Origin of the sequence: Ahniella affigens, assembly GCF_003015185.1 — a bacterium.
GTDB classification, from domain to species: domain Bacteria; phylum Pseudomonadota; class Gammaproteobacteria; order Xanthomonadales; family Ahniellaceae; genus Ahniella; species Ahniella affigens.
Window position 1 is genome coordinate 2732278 of sequence record NZ_CP027860.1, and the last position, 19941, is coordinate 2752218.

Annotated in this window: 13 protein-coding genes; 5 read left to right on the forward strand and 8 right to left on the reverse strand. The window is 59.3% G+C overall.

The genetic code is table 11. The annotated features are described in order from the left end of the window. Positions 1-2: 2 nt before the first annotated feature. Both C7S18_RS10505 and C7S18_RS10510 read right to left on the reverse strand, forming a co-directional pair. Entirely contained in the window at positions 3-1868 is a 1866-nt protein-coding gene (locus tag C7S18_RS10505) for a GMC family oxidoreductase (protein ID WP_106891520.1), read from the reverse strand. 92 nt (positions 1869-1960) lie between these two features. After that, positions 1961-2323: a hypothetical protein gene (locus C7S18_RS10510; protein WP_106891521.1), complete on the reverse strand. Its 363-nt coding sequence runs from the start codon at positions 2321-2323 to the stop codon at positions 1961-1963. Between the two features lie 608 nt (positions 2324-2931). Between C7S18_RS10510 and C7S18_RS10515 the strand changes: the two genes are divergently transcribed. Together C7S18_RS10515 and C7S18_RS10520 are read left to right on the forward strand one after the other, a co-directional pair. Beyond that, on the forward strand, positions 2932-3846 hold the full coding sequence (locus C7S18_RS10515; RefSeq protein ID WP_106893993.1) for an alpha/beta hydrolase family protein: 915 nt from the start codon (positions 2932-2934) through the stop codon (positions 3844-3846). A 314-nt stretch (positions 3847-4160) separates the two neighbouring features. Continuing rightward, the gene (locus tag C7S18_RS10520; RefSeq protein ID WP_106891522.1) at positions 4161-4976 is read left to right on the forward strand and encodes an outer membrane protein; all 816 of its coding nucleotides are present in this window, start codon (positions 4161-4163) and stop codon (positions 4974-4976) included. A 356-nt stretch (positions 4977-5332) separates the two neighbouring features. Here the strand turns inward: C7S18_RS10520 and C7S18_RS10525 are convergent, their stop codons facing one another. Beyond that, positions 5333-5785 carry a hypothetical protein gene (locus tag C7S18_RS10525; RefSeq protein ID WP_146151869.1) on the reverse strand — a complete coding sequence of 151 codons (453 nt, stop codon included), beginning with the start codon at positions 5783-5785 and terminating at the stop codon, positions 5333-5335. Between the two features lie 479 nt (positions 5786-6264). On the opposite strand from C7S18_RS10525, the gene C7S18_RS10535 reads away from it, so the two are divergent. Beyond that, entirely contained in the window at positions 6265-8472 is a 2208-nt protein-coding gene (locus C7S18_RS10535; RefSeq protein ID WP_106891525.1) for a lipoxygenase family protein, read from the forward strand. A 476-nt stretch (positions 8473-8948) separates the two neighbouring features. Further along, a complete protein-coding gene (locus tag C7S18_RS10540; protein ID WP_106891526.1) occupies positions 8949-9866 on the forward strand; it encodes a YncE family protein in 918 nt (305 codons plus the stop codon). 499 nt (positions 9867-10365) lie between these two features. Here C7S18_RS10540 and C7S18_RS10545 read toward each other — a convergent pair whose 3' ends face one another. From C7S18_RS10545 to C7S18_RS10565, 5 genes are all read right to left on the reverse strand, one after another. Continuing rightward, on the reverse strand, positions 10366-10794 hold the full coding sequence (locus C7S18_RS10545; protein WP_106891527.1) for a pilin: 429 nt from the start codon (positions 10792-10794) through the stop codon (positions 10366-10368). A 134-nt stretch (positions 10795-10928) separates the two neighbouring features. Further along, positions 10929-12329 (reverse strand): hypothetical protein, encoded by a 1401-nt coding sequence (locus C7S18_RS10550; protein ID WP_106891528.1) that lies wholly within the window; start codon positions 12327-12329, stop codon positions 10929-10931. A gap of 140 nt (positions 12330-12469) precedes the next feature. After that, positions 12470-14728, reverse strand: coding sequence for a hypothetical protein (locus tag C7S18_RS10555; RefSeq protein WP_106891529.1), 2259 nt, complete (start codon positions 14726-14728; stop codon positions 12470-12472). Positions 14729-15068: 340 nt separating this feature from the next. Next, a complete protein-coding gene (locus tag C7S18_RS10560) occupies positions 15069-16289 on the reverse strand; it encodes an OprO/OprP family phosphate-selective porin (protein WP_106891530.1) in 1221 nt (406 codons plus the stop codon). Positions 16290-16470: 181 nt separating this feature from the next. After that, positions 16471-18183, reverse strand: a complete 1713-nt coding sequence (locus C7S18_RS10565; RefSeq protein WP_170113216.1) for a GNAT family N-acyltransferase — start codon at positions 18181-18183, stop codon at positions 16471-16473. A 350-nt stretch (positions 18184-18533) separates the two neighbouring features. Between C7S18_RS10565 and C7S18_RS10570 the strand changes: the two genes are divergently transcribed. After that, complete coding sequence (locus tag C7S18_RS10570; protein WP_170113217.1) at positions 18534-19595, forward strand: energy transducer TonB; 1062 nt, start codon at positions 18534-18536, stop codon at positions 19593-19595. Positions 19596-19941 lie beyond the last annotated feature (346 nt).

Genomic DNA, 19941 nt, shown 5'->3' on the forward strand with positions numbered 1-19941 from the left:
AGTCATTGCTCCAACTGCTGCAGCACGGCCTCGGCCGTCTTGAAGGCGAGCGCGGTCATCGTGAGCGTCGGGTTCGAGGTGCCAAGCGTCGGCATGTTGCCGCAACCGGCGAGATACAGATTCGGGTGGTCCCAGGTCCGGCCGTTGGCATCCACAACCGAGTCGTCAGGCGAATTGCCCATCCGATGCGTCCCCACGATATGGCCGGCACCACGGAACGTGTAGCCGCGTCCCTGCCAGGTCACATAGTCAGGCTCGGTCGGGCTGTACTCGGTGTGGTCGGCAATGCCATTGGCGGCAAAAATTTGATCCGACACCTCTTTCGCCGCCTTGAACGACTTTCGCATATAGTCTGACGCATCGTAGTGAATGACCGGACGATAGTTGTCCAACTGATCCTTGTACTTCGGATCAATCACGACGCGATTGTTTGGATCAGGCGCTTGTTCGCATTCAAAGTGCAGCAATGCCTGACGCGTGAGCCGTTCGTTCAGATGCGCCCGCAATGCCTTGCCAAACATGCCATCCACAATGACGGCTGCATTCACGTCCGAGCCCGGCGCAAACGTCGGCCAGGACCAGCCCCAATTGTCGATCGGCGAGATCCACGCTGCGAAATCCTTGCGAAACGCGCCATCGCGGAAAGTGGGGATGTACGTCGTGCATCCCGGTCCACGATAGGGCCAGATCTTGTCACGGAACAATCCCCAGGTCAGCAGCACCAAGTGGTCCATCAGATTGCGGCCAACTTGATCGCTTTGATTCGCCGCATTGGACGCAAGCAGGATCTTGGCGTTTTCGAGCGCGCTGCACGCGAGAATGTAGACCTTTCCGCGCGCGACATTCGTGGTGTATTCAGTCGCGTTCGGCTCTTTGTAGGACTTGTACACCACACCGTTGATACGGCGGGTTTCCGGGCAAATCAACAAGGTCGACGCGACGGCTTGGGTGAGGATGTCCAAGCGCTTGCGATCGGCTTTTTTCAGTGTCTTGAGTGCGTTGTATTTGGCTTGTACCGGGCAAATCGGGACGCAGCTCGAGTTGCCCTCGCAGCGCTCGCCCGTGTAGGGGTTCCAGATGGAACCGAATACTTGATAGGTCGCGTCGCTGATGGTGAGTTCCAGCTTCTGCGTGCTGGCGTTCCACACGGTCGTGCCATAGGGATACTCGGGGTTGGGGATTGAGTTGCGCCCTTGCGGCATGCTGACGCAGGTGACCGTGTACGTCTCGCCGTCAAGCTGCACCGGGAGGTTCTGGCTGTGCTGCATCCAGACGTGGTCCTGGTAGCTCTGCGGAATCTTGTACATCGGAAACACGTAGCCGGGACCATAGTTTTGTGGCCCCATGTCCGGCCCGACTTGCGCACTGACGTCGCCCGAAACACCGATCTCGTTCTCGGCCATTTCGTAGTACGGCACGAGATCCTCGTATCGGATCGGCCAATCCACGCCCTGGCCATAGAGCGTCTGCATTCGAAAATCATTAGGCAGCATTCGCGGCACATTGCCTAACCAGTGCAACGTGGTGCCACCTGGGGCGCGCAGACAATCACTCGCGAACGGCAGCGGCCCCAACTGCACCAGGTAGCCGGTGTCGTAAGGCGTTACCGCCTTGATGTCGAGCACATCGGGCGACTCCGCATCGGTTAGGTTGGGATAAGGGGTGTTGGTGGCCTTGACCGTTGACTCGTAGAAGGCCTGCAGGTACTGCTGGTAGTTGGTATAAGCACGCGAGGGATCAAGCGCGATACCCGCTTCGAGACCCGCCTCCATCAACAGTACCCGCTTGCCGGCCTGGGTCAGGATCTTGGTCAGCACGCATCCTGCAATGCCCGACCCGACAACGACAACATCGTATTCCTGGTTCATCGTAACCTTCCATTCGCGTCATGGCAGTCGGCAACGCCGTCACCGGTGCGCCCGTTCAGGCGCCTTTATGAATGTTGCCTGGGCGGAACAAGTCAAATGGGAATCTGAATCGGCGGCTCGGCCCAGGACCCGAATCCGGGCTGTTTTGCACCCGGAGGATGGGCGTCGGCCGCCGTCCACATCAGCCCTTGCACGTAAGACGGGCCATCAATCTGCGTCGATATCATGGCGGTCGGGTCGCCGATGTTGGTGTACCACTCGCCGGTGTACCACATCAGAATGATGGCTTTCGCCGTGCCATCGTAGGACGAGTCAGGCATCAGCCGGGCGCGGATTGCTTGATCAATGGCAGACTCATCCCGTAACGCAAGAATGGCCGAAGACTCGGCGAAGAACCAATTGAGGACATCTGGTGCGGTTTCGCGCGACAGCGTATCGAAATAGGTCTGAGTCATCCCGGTCCCCTCCAGTTCGACCCTGTCGAAACCCGTGAGGCGCGACGAGATGGCAAGAAACAAAGCGTGCGTGGCTTGAGCGTCGGAGTGTTGTGCCCTCAAGGTCCTTTCCTCCAGATCAATGGGAAGTCATTCGTACTCAGGACGCTTACCCTACTCAAGAATTCGTCACTCATGGCCAACTTTCCGGCAACACCTCAGCAGGTTCGTGCGGACCATGCCCGCAACCGGGCAATGTTTGATCCGCCCGCCTTCATGGTGCGGCTTCGGCTGCCGGCGGGCGTTCATTGTCGCGAGCATCAACGCCAACACGTAGTCAAGCCAGACAGCGAGACATGGTCGAATTCAAAAGGGGTGGCCCTCCCAAGTATGCGGGTGCAGAACTAGCGCTTTGCACCGCCCTTGTCAAGGCAACGACGCAGCGGCATTCGGCAAGACACGTTAGCCATTTGGCGCACTTGCGATTGAGCGATCTGGCCAAGCACCGTGCTCTCCGGGGCATCACCCAGGCGGCACCCACCGTGCCTCGGCGACACTACGCGCCGCTTGCGCATCCGTTCGGCCGACTGCGACAATTTTGCGTCATTTCCTCTGAGCCAATTCATCTGATGCGCCTGCGCCAAACCTCAATCCTGGTCCTGCTGTTCTCGATCGTTGCGTGCAGTACGTCGTCGGCTCCGAATCGCGCTGAATTTCCGCTGCGCGACGCACGACAGTCGTTCAAGACAAACATCGTCCGGACAGAGCCTGCGTTTGGCGCTGCCGATGACCCGAGTGGTTCCGACTTTGATCTGATTCGGTATGACGCCCCAGTCGGCAAGCTCGCCGCGTATCTCAGCAAGAATCCCGGGGACGGTTTGCGGCATCCCGCAATCGTTTGGATTACCGGCGGCGAAACGCAGTCCATCGGCGATATCTGGTCACCGCAATCGCGCAGCAATGATCAATCCGCCGCCGCCTATCGAAAGGCTGGAATCATCATGATGTTCCCGTCGCAACGCGGCGGTAACGACAACCCCGGGCAACGCGAGGGGTTCCTGGGTGAAGCCGACGACATTCTCGCGGCAACCGATTATTTGGCGAGCTTGCCCTATGTCGACACCCAACAGATCTATCTGGGCGGGCACAGTACCGGCGGCACGCTGGCGATGCTGGTCGCCGAATCGACTGATCGCTATCGCGCCGTTTTCGCATTCGGACCCGCCGCCTGGGCCAACCAATATGGCGGTGACTTTGTCTTTGCCGATCTGAAGGATGATCGTGAATTGGCGCTGCGCTCACCCTACGAGTGGCTCGCTGATGTGCGCCGACCGCTCTACGTCTTTGAGGGCAGCGAACAGGGAAACTGGGACGGCGCGATCGAAATCATGGCGACCAGCAACAAGAACCCGAATATCCATTTTTTCCGACTCGACGGCCATAGTCACTTCAGTGTCCTCGCGCCCGTCAACGAGTTGCTCGCGGCTCAGATCGTCCGCGGCAATATTGATGTTCGCGAGGCCGACCTGAGTGGTTTGAAATGATGACCGATACCGCCATCGGGCACGGTTGGGCGAGGCCTGATTAGGCCATCCTGGACTGGCCAAGACTCGTCCCGTGGCGCCACCCAGTAACCGCTGAACAAGTTCAGCGGCGATGCAAGCCGTCGATGGCAGGAATCGACTCCGGGCTTATTTGGTGCCAGGCCTCGCGAACGCTCAATCGACATCTGAATATCTGGAATCTCGACGCCTCAACTTTTCTTTGACTTTGGTGAATTCATAACTCGCAAGATCGATGCATCGCGTTGATTGTTTCAAATTTAGTCTCTTACGCACAAATTGCAACGGAGACCAACATGCGCACTACCAAGCTTTGTATCGCCCTGACCCTGGGCCTGATGAGTTCAGTCGCCATCGCCGATGACTGGTCGGGCTTCTACGCAGAATTCGCCGCTGGTCAAAACGGCGGGCTGGACGACAATCAGGATCGTTTTGAATTCGATACCGACTTGAACGGGGCATATGCCGACACCGTCACGACGGCGGCTGGCGCTGACGCATTTTCACCTGGATTCTGCGACGGGATCGCCAGAGACCGCACTCCCGCAGGCGGCTGCGCCGGAAACGTGACCGACCAGGAATGGGCGATCCGCGGTGGCTACGACTGGCAGTCAGGTGATTGGGTTTACGGGGCCGTTTTTGAGTATGCCCGACCCGACGTTCGCGACGCAGTGTCCGCTTTCAGCACGACACCCGCGCGCTACACGATGATTCGTAATGTTGACGGACTCTTCGCAATTCGTGGTCGTCTGGGCTTCAGCCTGCTGGAAGGCAATGGCCTCCTGTACGGCACCGCTGGCCTGGCCCGGGCCGACATTCGCAATCGCTTCGATACGAGCAACCTCGTGAACACGTTTGTCGATAGCGGCGACGACACGGCAAATGGCACGCAATTTGGCGTCGGCTACACGCATCGCTTCGGCAACTGGACCGTGGGTCTTGAGTACCTGATGACCATGCTGAATGACGACAGTTACCGCGTTCGTGCGCAAGGCCCCGCTCCCGCCACGAATCCGTTCATCCGGACCAACCCAAACGGTACGGACTTTCGTCGTAGTGACGATGACTTCGACTTCGACAGCATTCGGCTGACGCTGGGCTGGCGCTTCTAAGGAGGGTCTGAATAAGTCCATCCTGGACTTTCAGACCCGCACTGAGTCCATCACGTGTCCGGACTCAGTGCCCCAGAATCAAGCACTTGCGTGCTTGATTCTGGGCGGGCCATCCATGGCCCGCATCGCCTCTGAACTTGTTCAGAGGCTCCCTAATGCACCGGGGACGCGCCAGGGTATAAATCAGGCTATAAATCAGGCCATCCTGGACGCTCCTACCTACACTGAGTCCGGCGCGGGTCCGGGCTCAGTGTTCCCGAACCAAATACTTTTCAGAACCAACAGAATCCCCCGCCCGGACACGCTGGACCGAAATTGGGTCGAGCAAGCGCGCAGGATCAAATCGACAAGGGGCGCTATTCGAAGTCGCTCGCAAACAGAGGCGGTTCGGGAGGCGCATCAATGAAGTTGATTGGTGCTGACATGGCGGTGTGTATTTCACAAACGTAGTACAGCACATTCGGCGTGCTTGCCTGAACCGTCCACGTCATCGTGCCGATCTCAGTGCGATTCCCCACAATGCCATTATCGTAGGCATTGTCAGACCCGGCCTCGCGAATGGTTTTGATGACAAATGGGTGGCCATTCGCGGTGATATTGAACGGGTAAGTACACCCCCGCACCAATGTGAGCGTGGGGTCCAGCACGCCATTGACCACATAGGAACCAGCGCCCTGATTCGTCACGGTAAACACTGGGCCACTGCCACCTGCGCAAGGATCAAACCCCGCACTCGCCCAATTGGATATCGTCAACAGGGTCACAGCCACCAGCGGCAAGCGGAGACGGAATCGAGCAAAGCAAGGCATTTGTGGCGTCATCGTTCTATGCCGACATGAACGGCATCGCGCAAGTTTGAGACAGGGATCGGTATCTCACCAGATACCAGCATCGTCCGCAAACGAATCGCGAGCGTTTTCTGAGCCGCGATCGGTCGAATCCGGCGCACGGCAACGACACTACGACCCAACCATGCCATTGCCAAACTTGGACCGCCTCCGTGGCAGCAGGTCTTTGGTGTACCCATTGCAGCCGCACCGAGCAGCCTGATCCAAGCCTGCGTCAAGCCGCGCAAGATCGGGTTCGATCCCATGGAGCGGTTGATTGTTGGCAAATCACTGATGAGACAGATCCATAGTCTCGCCCAACTCCGAGATGCCGATTCGGTGAAGTCCGCTTAAGCGACGGTTCCATTGAATTAGCCTACAATTTGTAAACTTTTTCCCCCAACTTCTGTCGAAGTCGGCATACCTAACCGCAGCAATTCCAACCGCAAGGATGCAGCACGATGGCCAACCTAGCCGAGTCGTTTCGCAACAGTTCGCCCTATGGCGACGATTTCTTGGCCACGAAGCCGCTCAAGCCGGAGGCGAATATTCGTTTGCCCCAGCATGTCGACGCCGACGAACGCGAGCGCCGTGAGTTCGCGCTGTCGCTCAAGCGCCTGCAGTACAACTACACGCGAACCTATCCATCGCTGGAGAACGTTCCGGTGTCAGCCGACCTGCCTCCCGCAGAGATCTATGACGCCCGCTACGGTGGCCTCGTGGAGGCCGCGCAAGAACGCGTTTGGCATAACTTCCGTCACATTCTCCATACGGCGCTTGAGCGGCAGCTCACCGACAACGTCACCAACGCCAGGCTCGGGGAGTTCAAGGAAATCGGCAAGCTGCTAAAGAACGAAAGCGGTTTGCTGGATTTCCTACGCGATATCACCAAGCTCACGTCCGATATCCCAGGGATGGTGGAGACCGCTTCTGACAGCCTATTCAACATCCCCGATGACATCCGCAAAATGGTCATCGGCTTTGTCAAAGTGCAGGAGCAGGCCAAGACCGAGGGCCCCACAGCCCATTTGAAATCGGCCCTGTACGAAATGCTGGCCCATAACAAGGGCCGCAACTACCTGAAGGCCACCAGCACCCACGACTATATCAAGTTGCACGAGAAGCTCTCGACCCCGCTGATGCTTGGGATTGACCGCCAATCTTGGATGCCCGCGGTGGGCCTGCCGTGCGAGCAGGACTGGTTTTTCGCTTACCTGCAACTGGCTGGTTTCAACACGACCTTGCTGACCGGCGTGGTCTTGAACGAAGCCGACGCCATCGACCGGTTGAAGGCGAAGACGCTGGCGCAACTGCTCAATAAGATGCCGCTAAACGACGCACAGTTCCAACGCATCATCGGCGATGCCACGGTGACCCTGGCACAGGCCGCATCTGAGAAGCGTCTGTTTGTGTGCGACTACCACATGTTCGATGGCCTCAAAGCGATCAAGCACCACGGCCTCCAGCGGCACATGGTCGCGCCGGTGGTGCTGTTCTACTGGGATCCGAAGCCGCCACACGGCTTCCCTCAGGACGCCGACGGTGCGCTGCGGCCAGTGGCGGTGATGTGCTCACAACACTACGATCCGGTGCACTCGCCGATCTTCACGCCCAACGACAGTTGCGATGCCAACGATGGGAATGGCCTGAAGTGGCGGGTAGCCAAGTTCCTCGCTAACGCCGCTTGCGCCATTCACCACGAATCGATCGCGCACTTGGGAGAATGTCACCTCACCGTGGAGCCGGCCGTCCTGGCCACACACCGGCAACTTTCGGAGAACCATCCGCTGCACAAGTTGCTGATCCCACATTTCCGCTTCAACATCAACATCAACTATGACGCGCGGCGCGACCTGATCTCGCCAGGCGGCGTGGTCGCTACGAGCATCGGACCGGCGATCGCCGAAACGCTGCAACTGGTGGCCAAAGCGCGACTAGCCTGGCACTGGGACCAGAACCGGCCGGACCGCATGTTCCACGCACGCGCCGTAGATGCGGACGCGCTGGTCAAATTTCCGTTCCGTGACGACACCCTGTTGGTGTGGGCCGCGATTCGCCGGTTCGTCGCCGCCTATGTTACGCACTACTATGCCGACGACGTGGCGGTGGTCGATGATGGCGAACTGCAGAATTGGATTCACGAGATGACGTCGCCGCTCTATGCCCATTTCCGAGGTATGGACGGCCTGATGGAGACGGGCGACCCAAATCGCCCATACTGCATTGCGAGTCGCGACTACCTGATCGACGTGATTGCTCAGCTCATCTACGTCGCTGGGCCGCAACACGCCAACACAAACTACGCCCAGTACCCATTGATGTCGCATGTACCTAGCGTGGCTGGCACAATCTATCGAACACCGCCGACCCGACTGACGAAACTGGAGTCTGAGGACGAACTACTGTCGTGGTATCCGCCCTTGGATGTTGCGCTCTATGGGTTCTCCTTCGAGTATCTCTTGAGCAGCATCCAATACGATAAGCTCGGGCACTACGACGAAAACCTGTCTTTTCCCTACTTCACCGATCCCCGGATCCGCGAAATCGTTGCCGATTTCCAGCATGAGCTGGCATTGATCGAAATGGAAATCCGCCAGCGCAACCGGTCGCGGCCCTACGCCTACACGTTCCAGTTGCCGTCGAGAATCCCAAACAGCATCAGCATTTGATCCCTCTAGCGATCGCTTCGTTCATCGAAAGATTGATGTCGAGCGGGCTCGTTCGTGCCGATCGCAGCTGGTGCCCTTTTGGACGAGCGGTCTGTTGAACGCGACCCACCTCGTCCAAGGTGTGTTCGAGTGAGGATGGTTCTAAGGCGGTTCGGAGCGCCCTGTTCCAGAAGAATCTTGAAGGAGCTGGTAGGCAGTTCCAGGCAAGGCGAGGCGCGAAGGCGAACCGTCGCGGCAAGTACTGTAGCGACTCGCTCTGCCACATTGGTTTGATCGCCGAGGAATTCACATGAGTCGTTTTCAGCCTACGCCGCAAGACCTTGCTGCTTTTGGCGAATGGGCAATGCGGCGCAACTCGCTTGACCTCCAGCACATTGTGTTTGCGTGACCACCGTTGCACGATCAGAGTTTGGATGGCAGATCACCATTCGGCCAGACCTCATCTGAAATAGCGCTTCATTGCGGAGTCCGAGTACATGGGCAAGCTGTGGCAGGCACACTTTTCGACACCCGCGCTGCTCATGGCTGCCTGTTTGCTTTTTGCGGTGAGCGCGAGCCACAGCCGAGAACGCTGCGAGACTGGGATTCCGAAACTCCAGCCGACATGGCAGGTGACTGGTTTGCGACATCCGGAGAGTGCCGAATTGAGTCGCGACGGAACGTTTCTCTATGTCTCAATGGTGGATGGCGAGGCCGATGCGGCCGATCAGAAGGGGCAGATTGCAAGAATCGGTTTGGACGGCACCCTCCTTGACGCGGATTGGCTGGTCGGGTTGAACGCCCCAAAAGGCATGGCGCTCAAAGGCAAGCGATTGTTCGTGTCTGACCTGACCGAACTGCTGGAGATCGATACCAAGAACGCGCGAATCATTGCGCGGCATAAAATCCCCGACTCGGAGTTCCTGAATGACGTCGCGCTGGCGCCTCCTGGATCAAGCATGCCGGGAGCCATCCTGGTGAGCGACTCGGCGAAGGGACGAATCAGCCGATTGCATTTGGGAAAGGTGGTCGAATGGCTCCGGGATCCGCAATTGCGCAGCATCAATGGGCTCCTGGCCCTGCCGGATGCGCTGCTGGTCACCACCATGCAAGGTCTATTGCTCGCGATCAACTGGCGCACTCAGAACATTACCGTGCTGGGCTCTGGCCTCGGCGACGGCGACGGAATCGCAAAGCTCGCCGATCAGCGCTATCTCGTGAGTGAGTGGCCGGGACACCTGTACTTGGTGCAGCCCGGCCAGCCGAACCACGTGCTGCTCGACACGCAAGCAGAGAAGCGTCTTCTGAATGATTTCCTATTATTGCCGCCCAATCGGAACAACGCTTCACCCGTGCTGATCATTCCGCATCTGGAGCCTGGGGCGCTGACCGCGTTTCAACTGGACTGTGGTTGATTCGGACACACGTCGTGAACGCAGAGTCAGCACTGCATTGGCCGGGACCCAGGATCTTGAACAATCGCTGCGCTGCATTGGCCGACTGCCGCCCCGGCGGATACGCTCGTGACCTTGGTAAAGTGGGCGCGATGCTCCAGCGCAAGCCTTGAAGGGCTTCCGCCGCCGCTCCACACGCTTGCATAAGCGTCGTCCCACCTGCGAGGTCGTTCCATGTCAGGATTTGATTCTGAACCGGCTTATCCCAATCAGACATGCTGGCCGTAATCAGACACGCGAGTCATTGAACAGGCCAAATCGTCCGCACGAGTACGAGCCCTATGCGGGTCCGACCGCGGGGAACAGACTGATTCAACCTGCCAATTGCGACATTGGCATCGGGCTGGCCGTCCGCTAAGACAGCATTTGGCAGGCGTTATTGCATGCGCATGAACGGCGCGCACAACCATGGCCCGCATCGCATTCCAGGATCACCCCAGGTTTTAAGCAGTGCCGCCCGTCAGTTGCGGCAGTTGGAAGGCACAAACCGTTCCGGAACCGTGTTGTGCTCGCAGACCCAGTGCACGGCACCAACTTCAGCGACCGGCACCATCTGGATACTGAGCCCGGCGATCGCCGCGTTCGCGTCATTGCCAAAGGTGCACGACACGACCCCTAGGGTACCGACGGACACGGAGCTGATGTAGTTACCGGCAATCTCAGTCGCAGGCGCCACGCCAGCATCGACGTTCGAAGTCGGGAAGGAACCGGTATTGGTGAATCCTTCAGCGACCGCCGTCTTGGTGCCGGAGACCAACGTCAGACATTCGCCCACTTGCGCCCGGATCGCATAGTCCTGGTAAGCAGGGATGGCCAAAGCGGCCAGGATGGCAATGATCGCCACCACGATCATCAATTCAATCAGGGTAAAGCCGTTGTTGGTGCGCATCGCGACAGACCCTTCTGGGAAGATGGATAAATGGCATTCGATACTTCTCAAGCACGATTTATGCCAGCTTTGACCATCAAGGAGTCAGTCGCCCCATCACCTTTGCCCCGTCCCGCCCGCCAAAAACGAGCGGCTCAGTCCTCGAACCCGTTGCTAAAAATGCGGGCGACGAGATCAACCTCGAACGCACCTATGTCAATTGGCAGTGAAACCGGTCGAGCGACCGTTCCACCCGGCGCCAAGGGCGCCCGCAACGGTGGATGGACGACCGGCGGAAACAGTGGATTGCTAAGGTCAAAATCCGGCGTCGTTACGGTGTTGGCATTTCCAGCGTCCAGCAACGAGCTACCCAATGCGGGGACGAAATTGGCGCCGGCCGCATCGACGAATCCTGGAATCGTGCCGGTGATCGTGCCGACAATGGTGTGACTCAAGTTGGTCGGATTGAACACGAACCCGCTCTTCACCCAGTTATTGCTGCCGGTCACCCGCGCCGTGCCGCTGGCCCATACTGCCTCGACCGCCCGCACCAGGGTCACGTTGCTGGCGCCATCACGCCAGATGACATTGTTGTGGAATTCGAGCGACTCAATGCCATCAAACAAGCGGAACACAGTCGGTGTGTCGGCAGTCGCCTGACTGCGCACGATGGTGTTGTTGACGACTCGGTAGCGTCCATTGCTCTGGCCCGTGGCATCGCCACCAAATCGCACCACAGCGCCGAAGCTCGCGGTATGCAAGATCACGTTGCCAACCACATCAGAGTCTTCGCGCTTCAGTGTTTCAGTAAAGCCTGGTTGCGCACCATTGGGATCGGGCCCAATCAGCTCCAACTCATGAAAATAGGCGCCTTCCAGCCAGTTGTAGTAAATCTCGTTGCGCTCGGCGCGACTCTTGACCAGATTGCCGCCCGGCACTGCATCATCGAACTGGCTGTCATGCAGATAGCTGTATTGAAGACGGAACACGGCACCTGGGTAGGCCACCTCGTCGGTGGCCATGTACACCGCGTGATTACCCTGATTGGATCCCGAATTGCGAATTTCCGAATACTCGATGGTCAGCGAGCCGGAATCGGTATCTGCACCCAGAATGCCATGGCGCGGACAGTCCCGGACCAGCACATTGCGAATCGTGATGTCGTGGGCATGGTGATAAATGCAGCGAAACGTCCCGGTGCTGGTGTTGCCGGTGCCGGTGACTTCAAAGTTCTCGAACACCACATGGTTCGACGAGCGGAACTCAATCGTGTTCGTGCCGCCGCGCAAAATCGGCCGCGCGCCGGCAACGGCGATGCCGCGCAAGACGACCGGATTGCCGGGCGCTCCGGCATCGCCACTGCCCATCACGATGCCCGGCGAGCCCACGTCATAAGTCACGCCGCCATCCACCTCGACCAGATCTCCCGGTCCCAAATCGATGGCCGTGAACAACGCACTCAGCGTGGTGTGAGTACGCGTTGGACCAACCTGATACGTCAAGGCTTCAGCGTGACCGATACACAGACAAGTGAGCACCACCAGGATTGAACGCACCGCACGATTCCAGGTCGAGAAGAAGTCCCAGAGCGTAGTCGATCAGGCGTTCACGAGAACGTGATCAGATCGCCGAACTGAATCCAAGGCGTTCGCGCCTGCCTATTCGACGGCCTGACGTCAACACGCTATAACGACCGCTACTCAAAGCTATTGGCATGCAATCCATCGGCCTCAAGGACAGCAGCGACGCCGAGGCGCCGCGTGTTCTCCGTCCCCAAATTCTCGAAGGCGCCGCCGACCAGGAGCCGGACGCCATCGCCGGCCATAGTCAGTACCGATGTGTTGGCCGTCAACTTCCAAGTTGGATCCATGGGGCCGCCACCTGCGCCCATGCGCAGGACCTCCGCCGAATTCGACAAGAAGCGCAAGCCGTAGAAAAAGCCGCGGTGTGCGAGCAGACCATTGTTGAATGTAGCGCCGGTCGTCGGCGCAACGGCCGGGTCCAGCTGGCCGGTGCCGAGCAGCACGCGCGCTGGCGAGGCGCGAGTGACCCCATTGACCAGATTGAAATTGCCTGCCACCCAGACGCCATCGCCATCGACCGAATAACCTTGCGGTCCGACGACACTGGCATTGTTCTGCAGCCTGAGATCAAACGCGGGCAGCACGGCGCCCGTCAAGGCATCGAGACGCGTCAGGCGGTTTTCGGTGCCACCACCGGCAACCGTAATGACCTGCACGACGAACAGGGTGTTGCCAATAGGGTCGTATTGCAGATTTCGGGCCGAGGCCACGTCAGCAGCGAATCCCGCGTCGTCCGCACCATTCCCAGACAGTGGAAACCGCAGCAGCTTGCCGCTTTCCAGGCTGTAGAGCGCCGAGCCGCCCACCACAAGCTCGCTCACCGCTCTCGTGTTGCTCCATCCGGGCGCTGGATCGCCAGTCACCTCATCAAATTTCAAGATTCCGTTGTTGCCCGCCACAAATACACCAACGCCCGGTGCGACAGCCATGCCCGGATTGCTGCGCTCGTCAACGCTGGGTCGCCAGCCCGCATCAACCACGCCGTCGCGATTCAAACGCAGCACAAAGCTCCGTGCCGCGTTTCCGGCACGACGAAAACTGCCCGCCAGATAGGTTCGACCGGTTCCTGGATCGAACCGGAGCGTATTGACGACCCCCGCTCGAAACGCTTCGACGTGCGCACTTAGCGCATCCTGCTGACCAGCCGCATCGACTTGCACCAGACCAAAACGCGAGGCGGTACCGATCTGTTGGAACGTCCCGCCAACCAGCGTACGGGTCGGCGCATCGCCTTCCGCAAAACTCAAGAGCGGCGTGAACCCGAACGGAAACTGCACATTCAGATCGAAAGCCAGATTGATCGCACCCGTGCTTTGACTCGCCTTCGCGACCAACCGCGTGGTCGCTGCAGCAGGCGGATTCGCGTAGGTCTGCGCGGCCCCCGAACTGATGATGACATCGTTCTGAATGGCATCCACCGTCAGCGCATTGAGCGTGCTGCCGCCGATGGCCACAACCCAGTTCGGGTCGACACTACCATCCAACAGTGACAGCTTTGCTGCACGCGAGCGCGGACTGCCATTGACGGTAGTGAATCGACCAACGATGTAGACCGAATCGCCGACCACCGCAACATCTTCGACGAAAACGCTGTCGCCCCCGTTTTGCAGCACCGGATTAAAACTCGAGATCACCCCGCCCGTGCCGCTCGTGTCGAGCAAGGCGACCCCGGTACGCGTCTGACCGCCAATCGTCGAAAAACCGCCGACTGCCACGACACGATCCAGGCCCGCTGCCGCCATCGCCAAGACGTTGCCGCCGGACGGCACGGCAAATGTGGTGTTGTGGCTGCCATCCAGATTGAACTTCACCAGCCGCGACACGGTGGTCACCGGGTTGGTCAACAACTGCGTAAAGAATCCGCCAACCAGCACCCCATCGCTGACGACTGCGAGTGAATTGGCGGAGCCGGAAGAGACGGCAACGGGCGTGAAAGTCGGGTCGGTCGTGCCGTCAGATCGCAGTGCGAGCACTTGCGACGTGTACAGTGCGTAGGTCCGGCCATTCGTACCCAGGCGAATTCGCCGCAACTGGGCTGGGTCAAGAAGGGTCGTCGGCGTAAACGCCGTATCGGCCGATCCGTCCGCCTGGAGGCGCGCAATGCCAGGGCAATTGTGCACACCAACTCGGCTGAAGTTCCCAGCAACCAGCCAGCCGCCATTCGGAAGTCGTTCCAGATCACGAACCTGGCCGTTTTGGGTGAGGTCAACATTGGGGCTCGCGAGCACCGGCACAGGCAATACCTGCGCCGCGACGAGAGCAGACCAGAACAGGGTTAGACCAAGAAACGCGAGCCATGTCGCCTGAACGAGGCGGTAAAGCGCGTCGCGGCGTTGGCAGCGGCCCTGGTGGCAGTCGCGTGGGGTCGTCATGGCAGTGCTCCGGAAACAATGAGGTGTCTCGACCAAGAACCCGGAAGCGTCAGCACTCCCGCCAACGTGTACCCCGAGTGCACGCAAGCGCCCGCTCCCTGGTCGGTAGCCTGTCGCGACGCCTTGAATTCCAGTGATCCGATCGATCCAGCCGATCGATCACCATTCCATCGAGCACACGACCCCTGTAGGTGTTCCAAAGCGCGAGCTATTCGAACTGAGTCGCCATTCAGATCGTAAGCACACCCGTCCAACATGTTCAGGTGCGATGGCACAGACGCGAAAAAGCCAGCGACTGTCGTCGCTGGCTTTCGGCGCGCTTTAGGTGCCGCGTGGATCGTTACAGCATGAACTGCACACGCACTTCCAGAATATCCGGATCGTTGCTCATCAGGATTGGCGAACTGACACCCGAGATACGGACATTGCGGTCGGTATCGACCTTGACGTAGTTCAGCATCAGCTTCAGGTTCTGGCGCCAGTACCAGTTCACGCCAGCGGTCCAGCTGTCCTGCGTGCCACCGTTGACCATTCGATCATCAAGATCGATCGTGTCATATCGGACTGCAGCCTGGAACATGCCCTTGTAGCCCGGATCGTTAGGCAGCGGCGTGTTGTAAACGCCCTGCTTGTAGGTGAAGGCCTCGCCGGTGATGTTCCAAACACCCGAGAGGTACCAGGAGTCACCACTGAAGTCGTCGTTTGCGGTGCGGGCGATGTCGCTCTTCATATATTCGCCCATCACCTTGAACGGGCCGTGCAGCCACAAGCCTTCCACGCCCAAGGTCGTCAGATGGTCAGCGTCTTTCAGGTCGCCGGTATCAATCAGACGCAGATTGGACAGGTCGGCATCCGGGCGCACGCGATTGCGATACAGGTCATGGCGGGTGTCGGCACGTATTGCCGAAACACCGAGATGCACCGTATCAGTATCCGTCATCAGCGGCGCCCACGTGGCACGCACACCGTAGCCCGGACCGCGAGCCAGACCGGTCGTGAGTTCGCGACCGAACCACGTGCCGGTCAACGTCCAGCTCGCACCGCCGGTTTGCGCTTCCACGCCGACGCGGCGCGCAATGGCGAATGCGTTGGTGGTGACCGCCTTCGAGATGAAGTCGTTGTAACGGGTGCTGGCGAGCTCTTCCAGACTGTTCGGTTGCTTGAACTGCCCCACGCGCACGCCGTAATCAGCGGTCAAACGGTAGCGATAGTTGACGTCCAGAAACTTGCCCTTGCCGGCCTGCGTACTGAAGTCGTAGCCGATCGTCCAGTCGTAAACCGGGCCCTTGCCCTTCAAGATGAATTCCGAACGGCGCATGCTGTTGTCGTCTTTCAGCACGCCAAACGAGTTCGCCAGCGTCGTCTGCTGAGCGGACGTCAGCGCAACGCCATCGAGTCTGGCGAATTCGTAGTTGTTGCTGAACGCGTTGTAGTCAGCCTGAATCAGGGCTTCGATCGCGATCTCGTTGTCGCCGATGATGTCGAGATTCATTTCGGCCTGGGCTTGCGCCGACAGCCCAGCCAGAACAGCCATTGCAAGCAGATGACGAACAGGTTTCATAGCAAGTTCCCGTAAGGAGAGTGAAATCTTGCTGCAAAGCCTATTGCCGAATTATTTCCGGAACATGACAGCCCGTCATCGACGGACCTGCGTGCGTCACGCCGCAATGACCGTCGACCTTACCTCACTGCGAGCGCCGGCCAAGTCTTAACGCCATCACGAACACGTTGCGGACTGCCCCCTATTTGACGCGGTCAACCGCCTGCTCACGCACGCTCGGCGCTTGCAGGTAGCGCTGCCGCTTCTTCGGCGACATCTGGGCCAAGTCCACCCAGACCAGACCGTCGACCGCATCGGCAAAATCCGGGTCGGTGCTGAACGCCAGAAACGACACGCCGCCCGGTTCACAAAGGTCGGTGTACTGTTTGTAAAGCGTGGGTATGCGCGTTCCGAGGGCCTGCAAGTGACGCATCAGCAACTGTTCTGCAGCCGATTGGTCAAGGTGCTGAAACAGTCCTGTCATCACCCCGGCGTCAAACGGTCGCCGGCCACGAACACCGCGCTGCGCACTGCGAAACTGAGTCTCACAATAGGCGACCAGCATTTGCCTTGCGGGCACCGGCATGCTGGCGCTGATCGACACGGGGCCAAACAGGTGCCGAATATCTGGATGCGCGCGCAAGTACGCGCCGATGCCCAACCACAGATAGTCGAGGCTGCGGCCACCCCAGTATTCTGGCAGCACGAAGCTCCGACCCAGTTCCATAGCGGTATCCCATTCCGGCAGGCCCACGTCCGGGAACCGGAACAAGCTCGCCGTGTAGAGTCCAGCGAGCCCATGATCAGCTAGAACAGGCTTGCACCGCGCGACCCGATAGCCGCCTACGAGTTGGTGCTGGACATCGTCCCAGAGCAGAATCTGCTCGTAGTGAGCGTCAAATCGATCCTGATCGATGTGCCGTCCGGTGCCCTCGCCCACAGCCCGAAAACTGCGCTCGCGCGCAATCGCCAACTCCTGCATCAACGCGCTGTCTGAACGGAGTCGCCCGCACAGAATGCGCTTTTGATCGCGTGTCCGGCCAAGTTCGGTCAAGCCCGACAGTTCGCGCAAAATGAATCGCAGATTGGGTCGATGCGCCAGTGCTTCGGGCCGCTTGGTTGCGGGTTGGGACGTATGTCGAAGCGCATCGTTCTGCTGCTGCATCCACAGGGCGCGGACTCGCGGCGGACCCGGCAGCTCTCTTAAGGCTTCTGCCGTCCATGGCCGATCGATCCGAATCGGGACCCGCGCGCCGCGTCGAGACATGAATTCCTTGGGCAACATGGTCGTGCCGAGTGATGCCGACAACCAGGACATTGCGTAGAACGACGTTGAGTTGCGGGCCTCGATGCGGACGTTGACAACCGGTGCGCCCGTCTGTTCCGACAAACTGACAAAACTGCGCTGCCATTCGGCGTCGCGAATGCCACGCCAACCAAACCTCGACACACTGCCGGCCGGAAACACTAGCAGCGCCTGGTCGGACTCGAGCGCCTGCCGCATGCTCTGGTAGGTAGCGCGGTGCCCCTGCCCGTTGAACACATCCACCGGGATCAGCATGTCAGCCAGACCGGGGATCTGGCTCAGTACGGCATTCGCGGCAACTTTGAAATCCGGGCGGACATCACAGAGCAACTTCATCAACAGTAAGCCATCCAGTCCACCCAATGGATGATTCGCAACGACAATCACGCGACCTTGCTCGGGGATCCGCTGGCGTTCCAGATCATCGACCAGATAGCGGGTATCAAAATCACGCAATGCGGCTTCCAGCAAGGCGCGACCACGGAGATGTGCGTGACGATTCAGCAGGTCCTCTAAGCGGTCGAGCTGTGACCAATGACTCCACCGGCGAAGCAGGCGACGCGATACCGGCCCGACTGGTCCATTGAACCAATGCGGCAATCGAGCCATCAGTTTCGTTTCAATTGTGTCCATAGCCGCGACGTTAGGCGCGCCAAACGGCAGCGGCGTGACAACGCCGCGTCGCCTTGATGACAGCCATACCGCCGCCCATCGCTGCAACGATGTATCAGGCGAGCCGAGTGCCCGTGACACATTCGGGTGCCACGTTGTCGCAAAGCGGTCATTGCCCCAAGAAAAAACCAATGAACGAGGCGCCAAAGCGCCGCCAAGCGAACTCTTTCGGGCAAAACATCGATTGCGTCACATTTTGTTTCGCAAGAATTCGGAAAATGTGTGACACGTGCAGCATTCCGGGGTTGGCTGGACTTGATTCGCCGAAGCACGACTTGGAGATGACCATGCGCTACCCGTTACTTGTTCCGCTTGCTGTTGGTACCTTGCTGGCCGCCTGCGCCAAGGCGCCGCTCGACCCTGCCACCGGCCAAACCACCAAACCCACTGTGATCGCCCAGGCGCCAGCGAATCCCGCGCCCACCAAACCGGCTGCGGTCAGCGCGATTGATCCGGTGATGCAATATCAGAAAGCCGTCCAGGCTGAGCGTGCCGGCCGCATTGTGGCGCCGGCCGGCGACAACGCGTTCGAACTGTTGTTGAGCCTGCGCGAGCAACATCCCGACCACGAGGGCTACCGCAACGCGTTGTTTGATCTGATGCCTTTGGCTGATCAGGCGATTCGGCACGCCCTGTTACAAAACGATCTCGTTGAGGCAGATCGGATTACCGCGCTGATGACGCGATTCGACGCCAACTCCTATGTCTCTCAATCGTCGCGCGAACGTGTCACCCAAGCCCAGGCAAAGGCCGCCAAGTTGGCGGCTGTAGCGGCCAATCGCCAGGTTGCTGACGCGATCACGACCAAAGCACTCGCGCAAAACACCGAGGCAGTAACACCAATCCCTAAGCAATCAACGGAACCGGTGCCAGCCCCTTCTGCCCATACGGCACCGGGCAATGCGCTCGCCGGTACCAAGCCCGCAGTTCAGTCAGCCGTAGTCGCCGCAGCGCAAGCGTCGATCGCACCACCTGGTAACGCGGCAGCAGACAAGCCCGCACTCCCGGCTTCTGCGGTCGCGCCATCAACTGCGGCGGCCACACCACTGGCGTCGACAACCAAGAGCCCCGGTAGCAAATTGGTTGCCCCGGTCGCGTTGCGCCGCGCGCTGGTGCAGTATCCAGAGCAAGCAAAACGCCAAGGCATCGAGGGCTTTGTCGAACTCGATGTCCTCGTGGACAAGTCTGGTAGTCCGACCGACATCAAGGTGGTTCGTTCGCAGCCGGCGGGTCTATTTGACCGTGCGGCGATTCGCGCCATGATGCGGTGGAAGTTTCAGCCCGCGACGAATCAAGGCGAACCAGTTGCCGCGCGTACCCGCACGGTGATTCAGTTCAAGAAATCTTGATTCCTGTCAGGCCGATGGTCCAACCGTATGGCCAAGGTCTAAGGTCCCCCGATTCGTTCAATCCGATCGGCGTTGCATAGTTAGCGTCTGAGCGCTCCGACCGAGGCGCAGCACCTGGCCAAAACGCCGGGCAGGGAATTCGGTCAACCAACCCCGGCTACAGCCTGCTGCAGTCGGGGTTCTCTTTTTTCGATGATGGAAGCGCCGGGCCGCTATCGCCGGGTCATCAAGCGGCAACGGACCTTCCGCACCATGTTCGCCACGCCGCGAACACGTTTGCCCCCAAAAAAAACCCCGCAACCAGTGCGGGGTGAAGGGGAGTCCAATTCTGACTCAAGCACACCAG

Coding starts and splice junctions, on each gene's coding strand:
- C7S18_RS10505 (WP_106891520.1), bottom strand. CDS start 1,868: ATGAACCAGGAATACGATGTTGTCGTTGTCGGGTCGGGCATTGCAGGA.
- C7S18_RS10510 (WP_106891521.1), bottom strand. CDS start 2,323: ATGACTCAGACCTATTTCGATACGCTGTCGCGCGAAACCGCACCAGAT.
- C7S18_RS10515 (WP_106893993.1), top strand. CDS start 2,932: ATGCGCCTGCGCCAAACCTCAATCCTGGTCCTGCTGTTCTCGATCGTT.
- C7S18_RS10520 (WP_106891522.1), top strand. CDS start 4,161: ATGCGCACTACCAAGCTTTGTATCGCCCTGACCCTGGGCCTGATGAGT.
- C7S18_RS10525 (WP_146151869.1), bottom strand. CDS start 5,785: ATGCCTTGCTTTGCTCGATTCCGTCTCCGCTTGCCGCTGGTGGCTGTG.
- C7S18_RS10535 (WP_106891525.1), top strand. CDS start 6,265: ATGGCCAACCTAGCCGAGTCGTTTCGCAACAGTTCGCCCTATGGCGAC.
- C7S18_RS10540 (WP_106891526.1), top strand. CDS start 8,949: ATGGGCAAGCTGTGGCAGGCACACTTTTCGACACCCGCGCTGCTCATG.
- C7S18_RS10545 (WP_106891527.1), bottom strand. CDS start 10,794: ATGCGCACCAACAACGGCTTTACCCTGATTGAATTGATGATCGTGGTG.
- C7S18_RS10555 (WP_106891529.1), bottom strand. CDS start 14,728: ATGACGACCCCACGCGACTGCCACCAGGGCCGCTGCCAACGCCGCGAC.
- C7S18_RS10560 (WP_106891530.1), bottom strand. CDS start 16,289: ATGAAACCTGTTCGTCATCTGCTTGCAATGGCTGTTCTGGCTGGGCTG.
- C7S18_RS10565 (WP_170113216.1), bottom strand. CDS start 18,183: ATGGCTCGATTGCCGCATTGGTTCAATGGACCAGTCGGGCCGGTATCG.
- C7S18_RS10570 (WP_170113217.1), top strand. CDS start 18,534: ATGCGCTACCCGTTACTTGTTCCGCTTGCTGTTGGTACCTTGCTGGCC.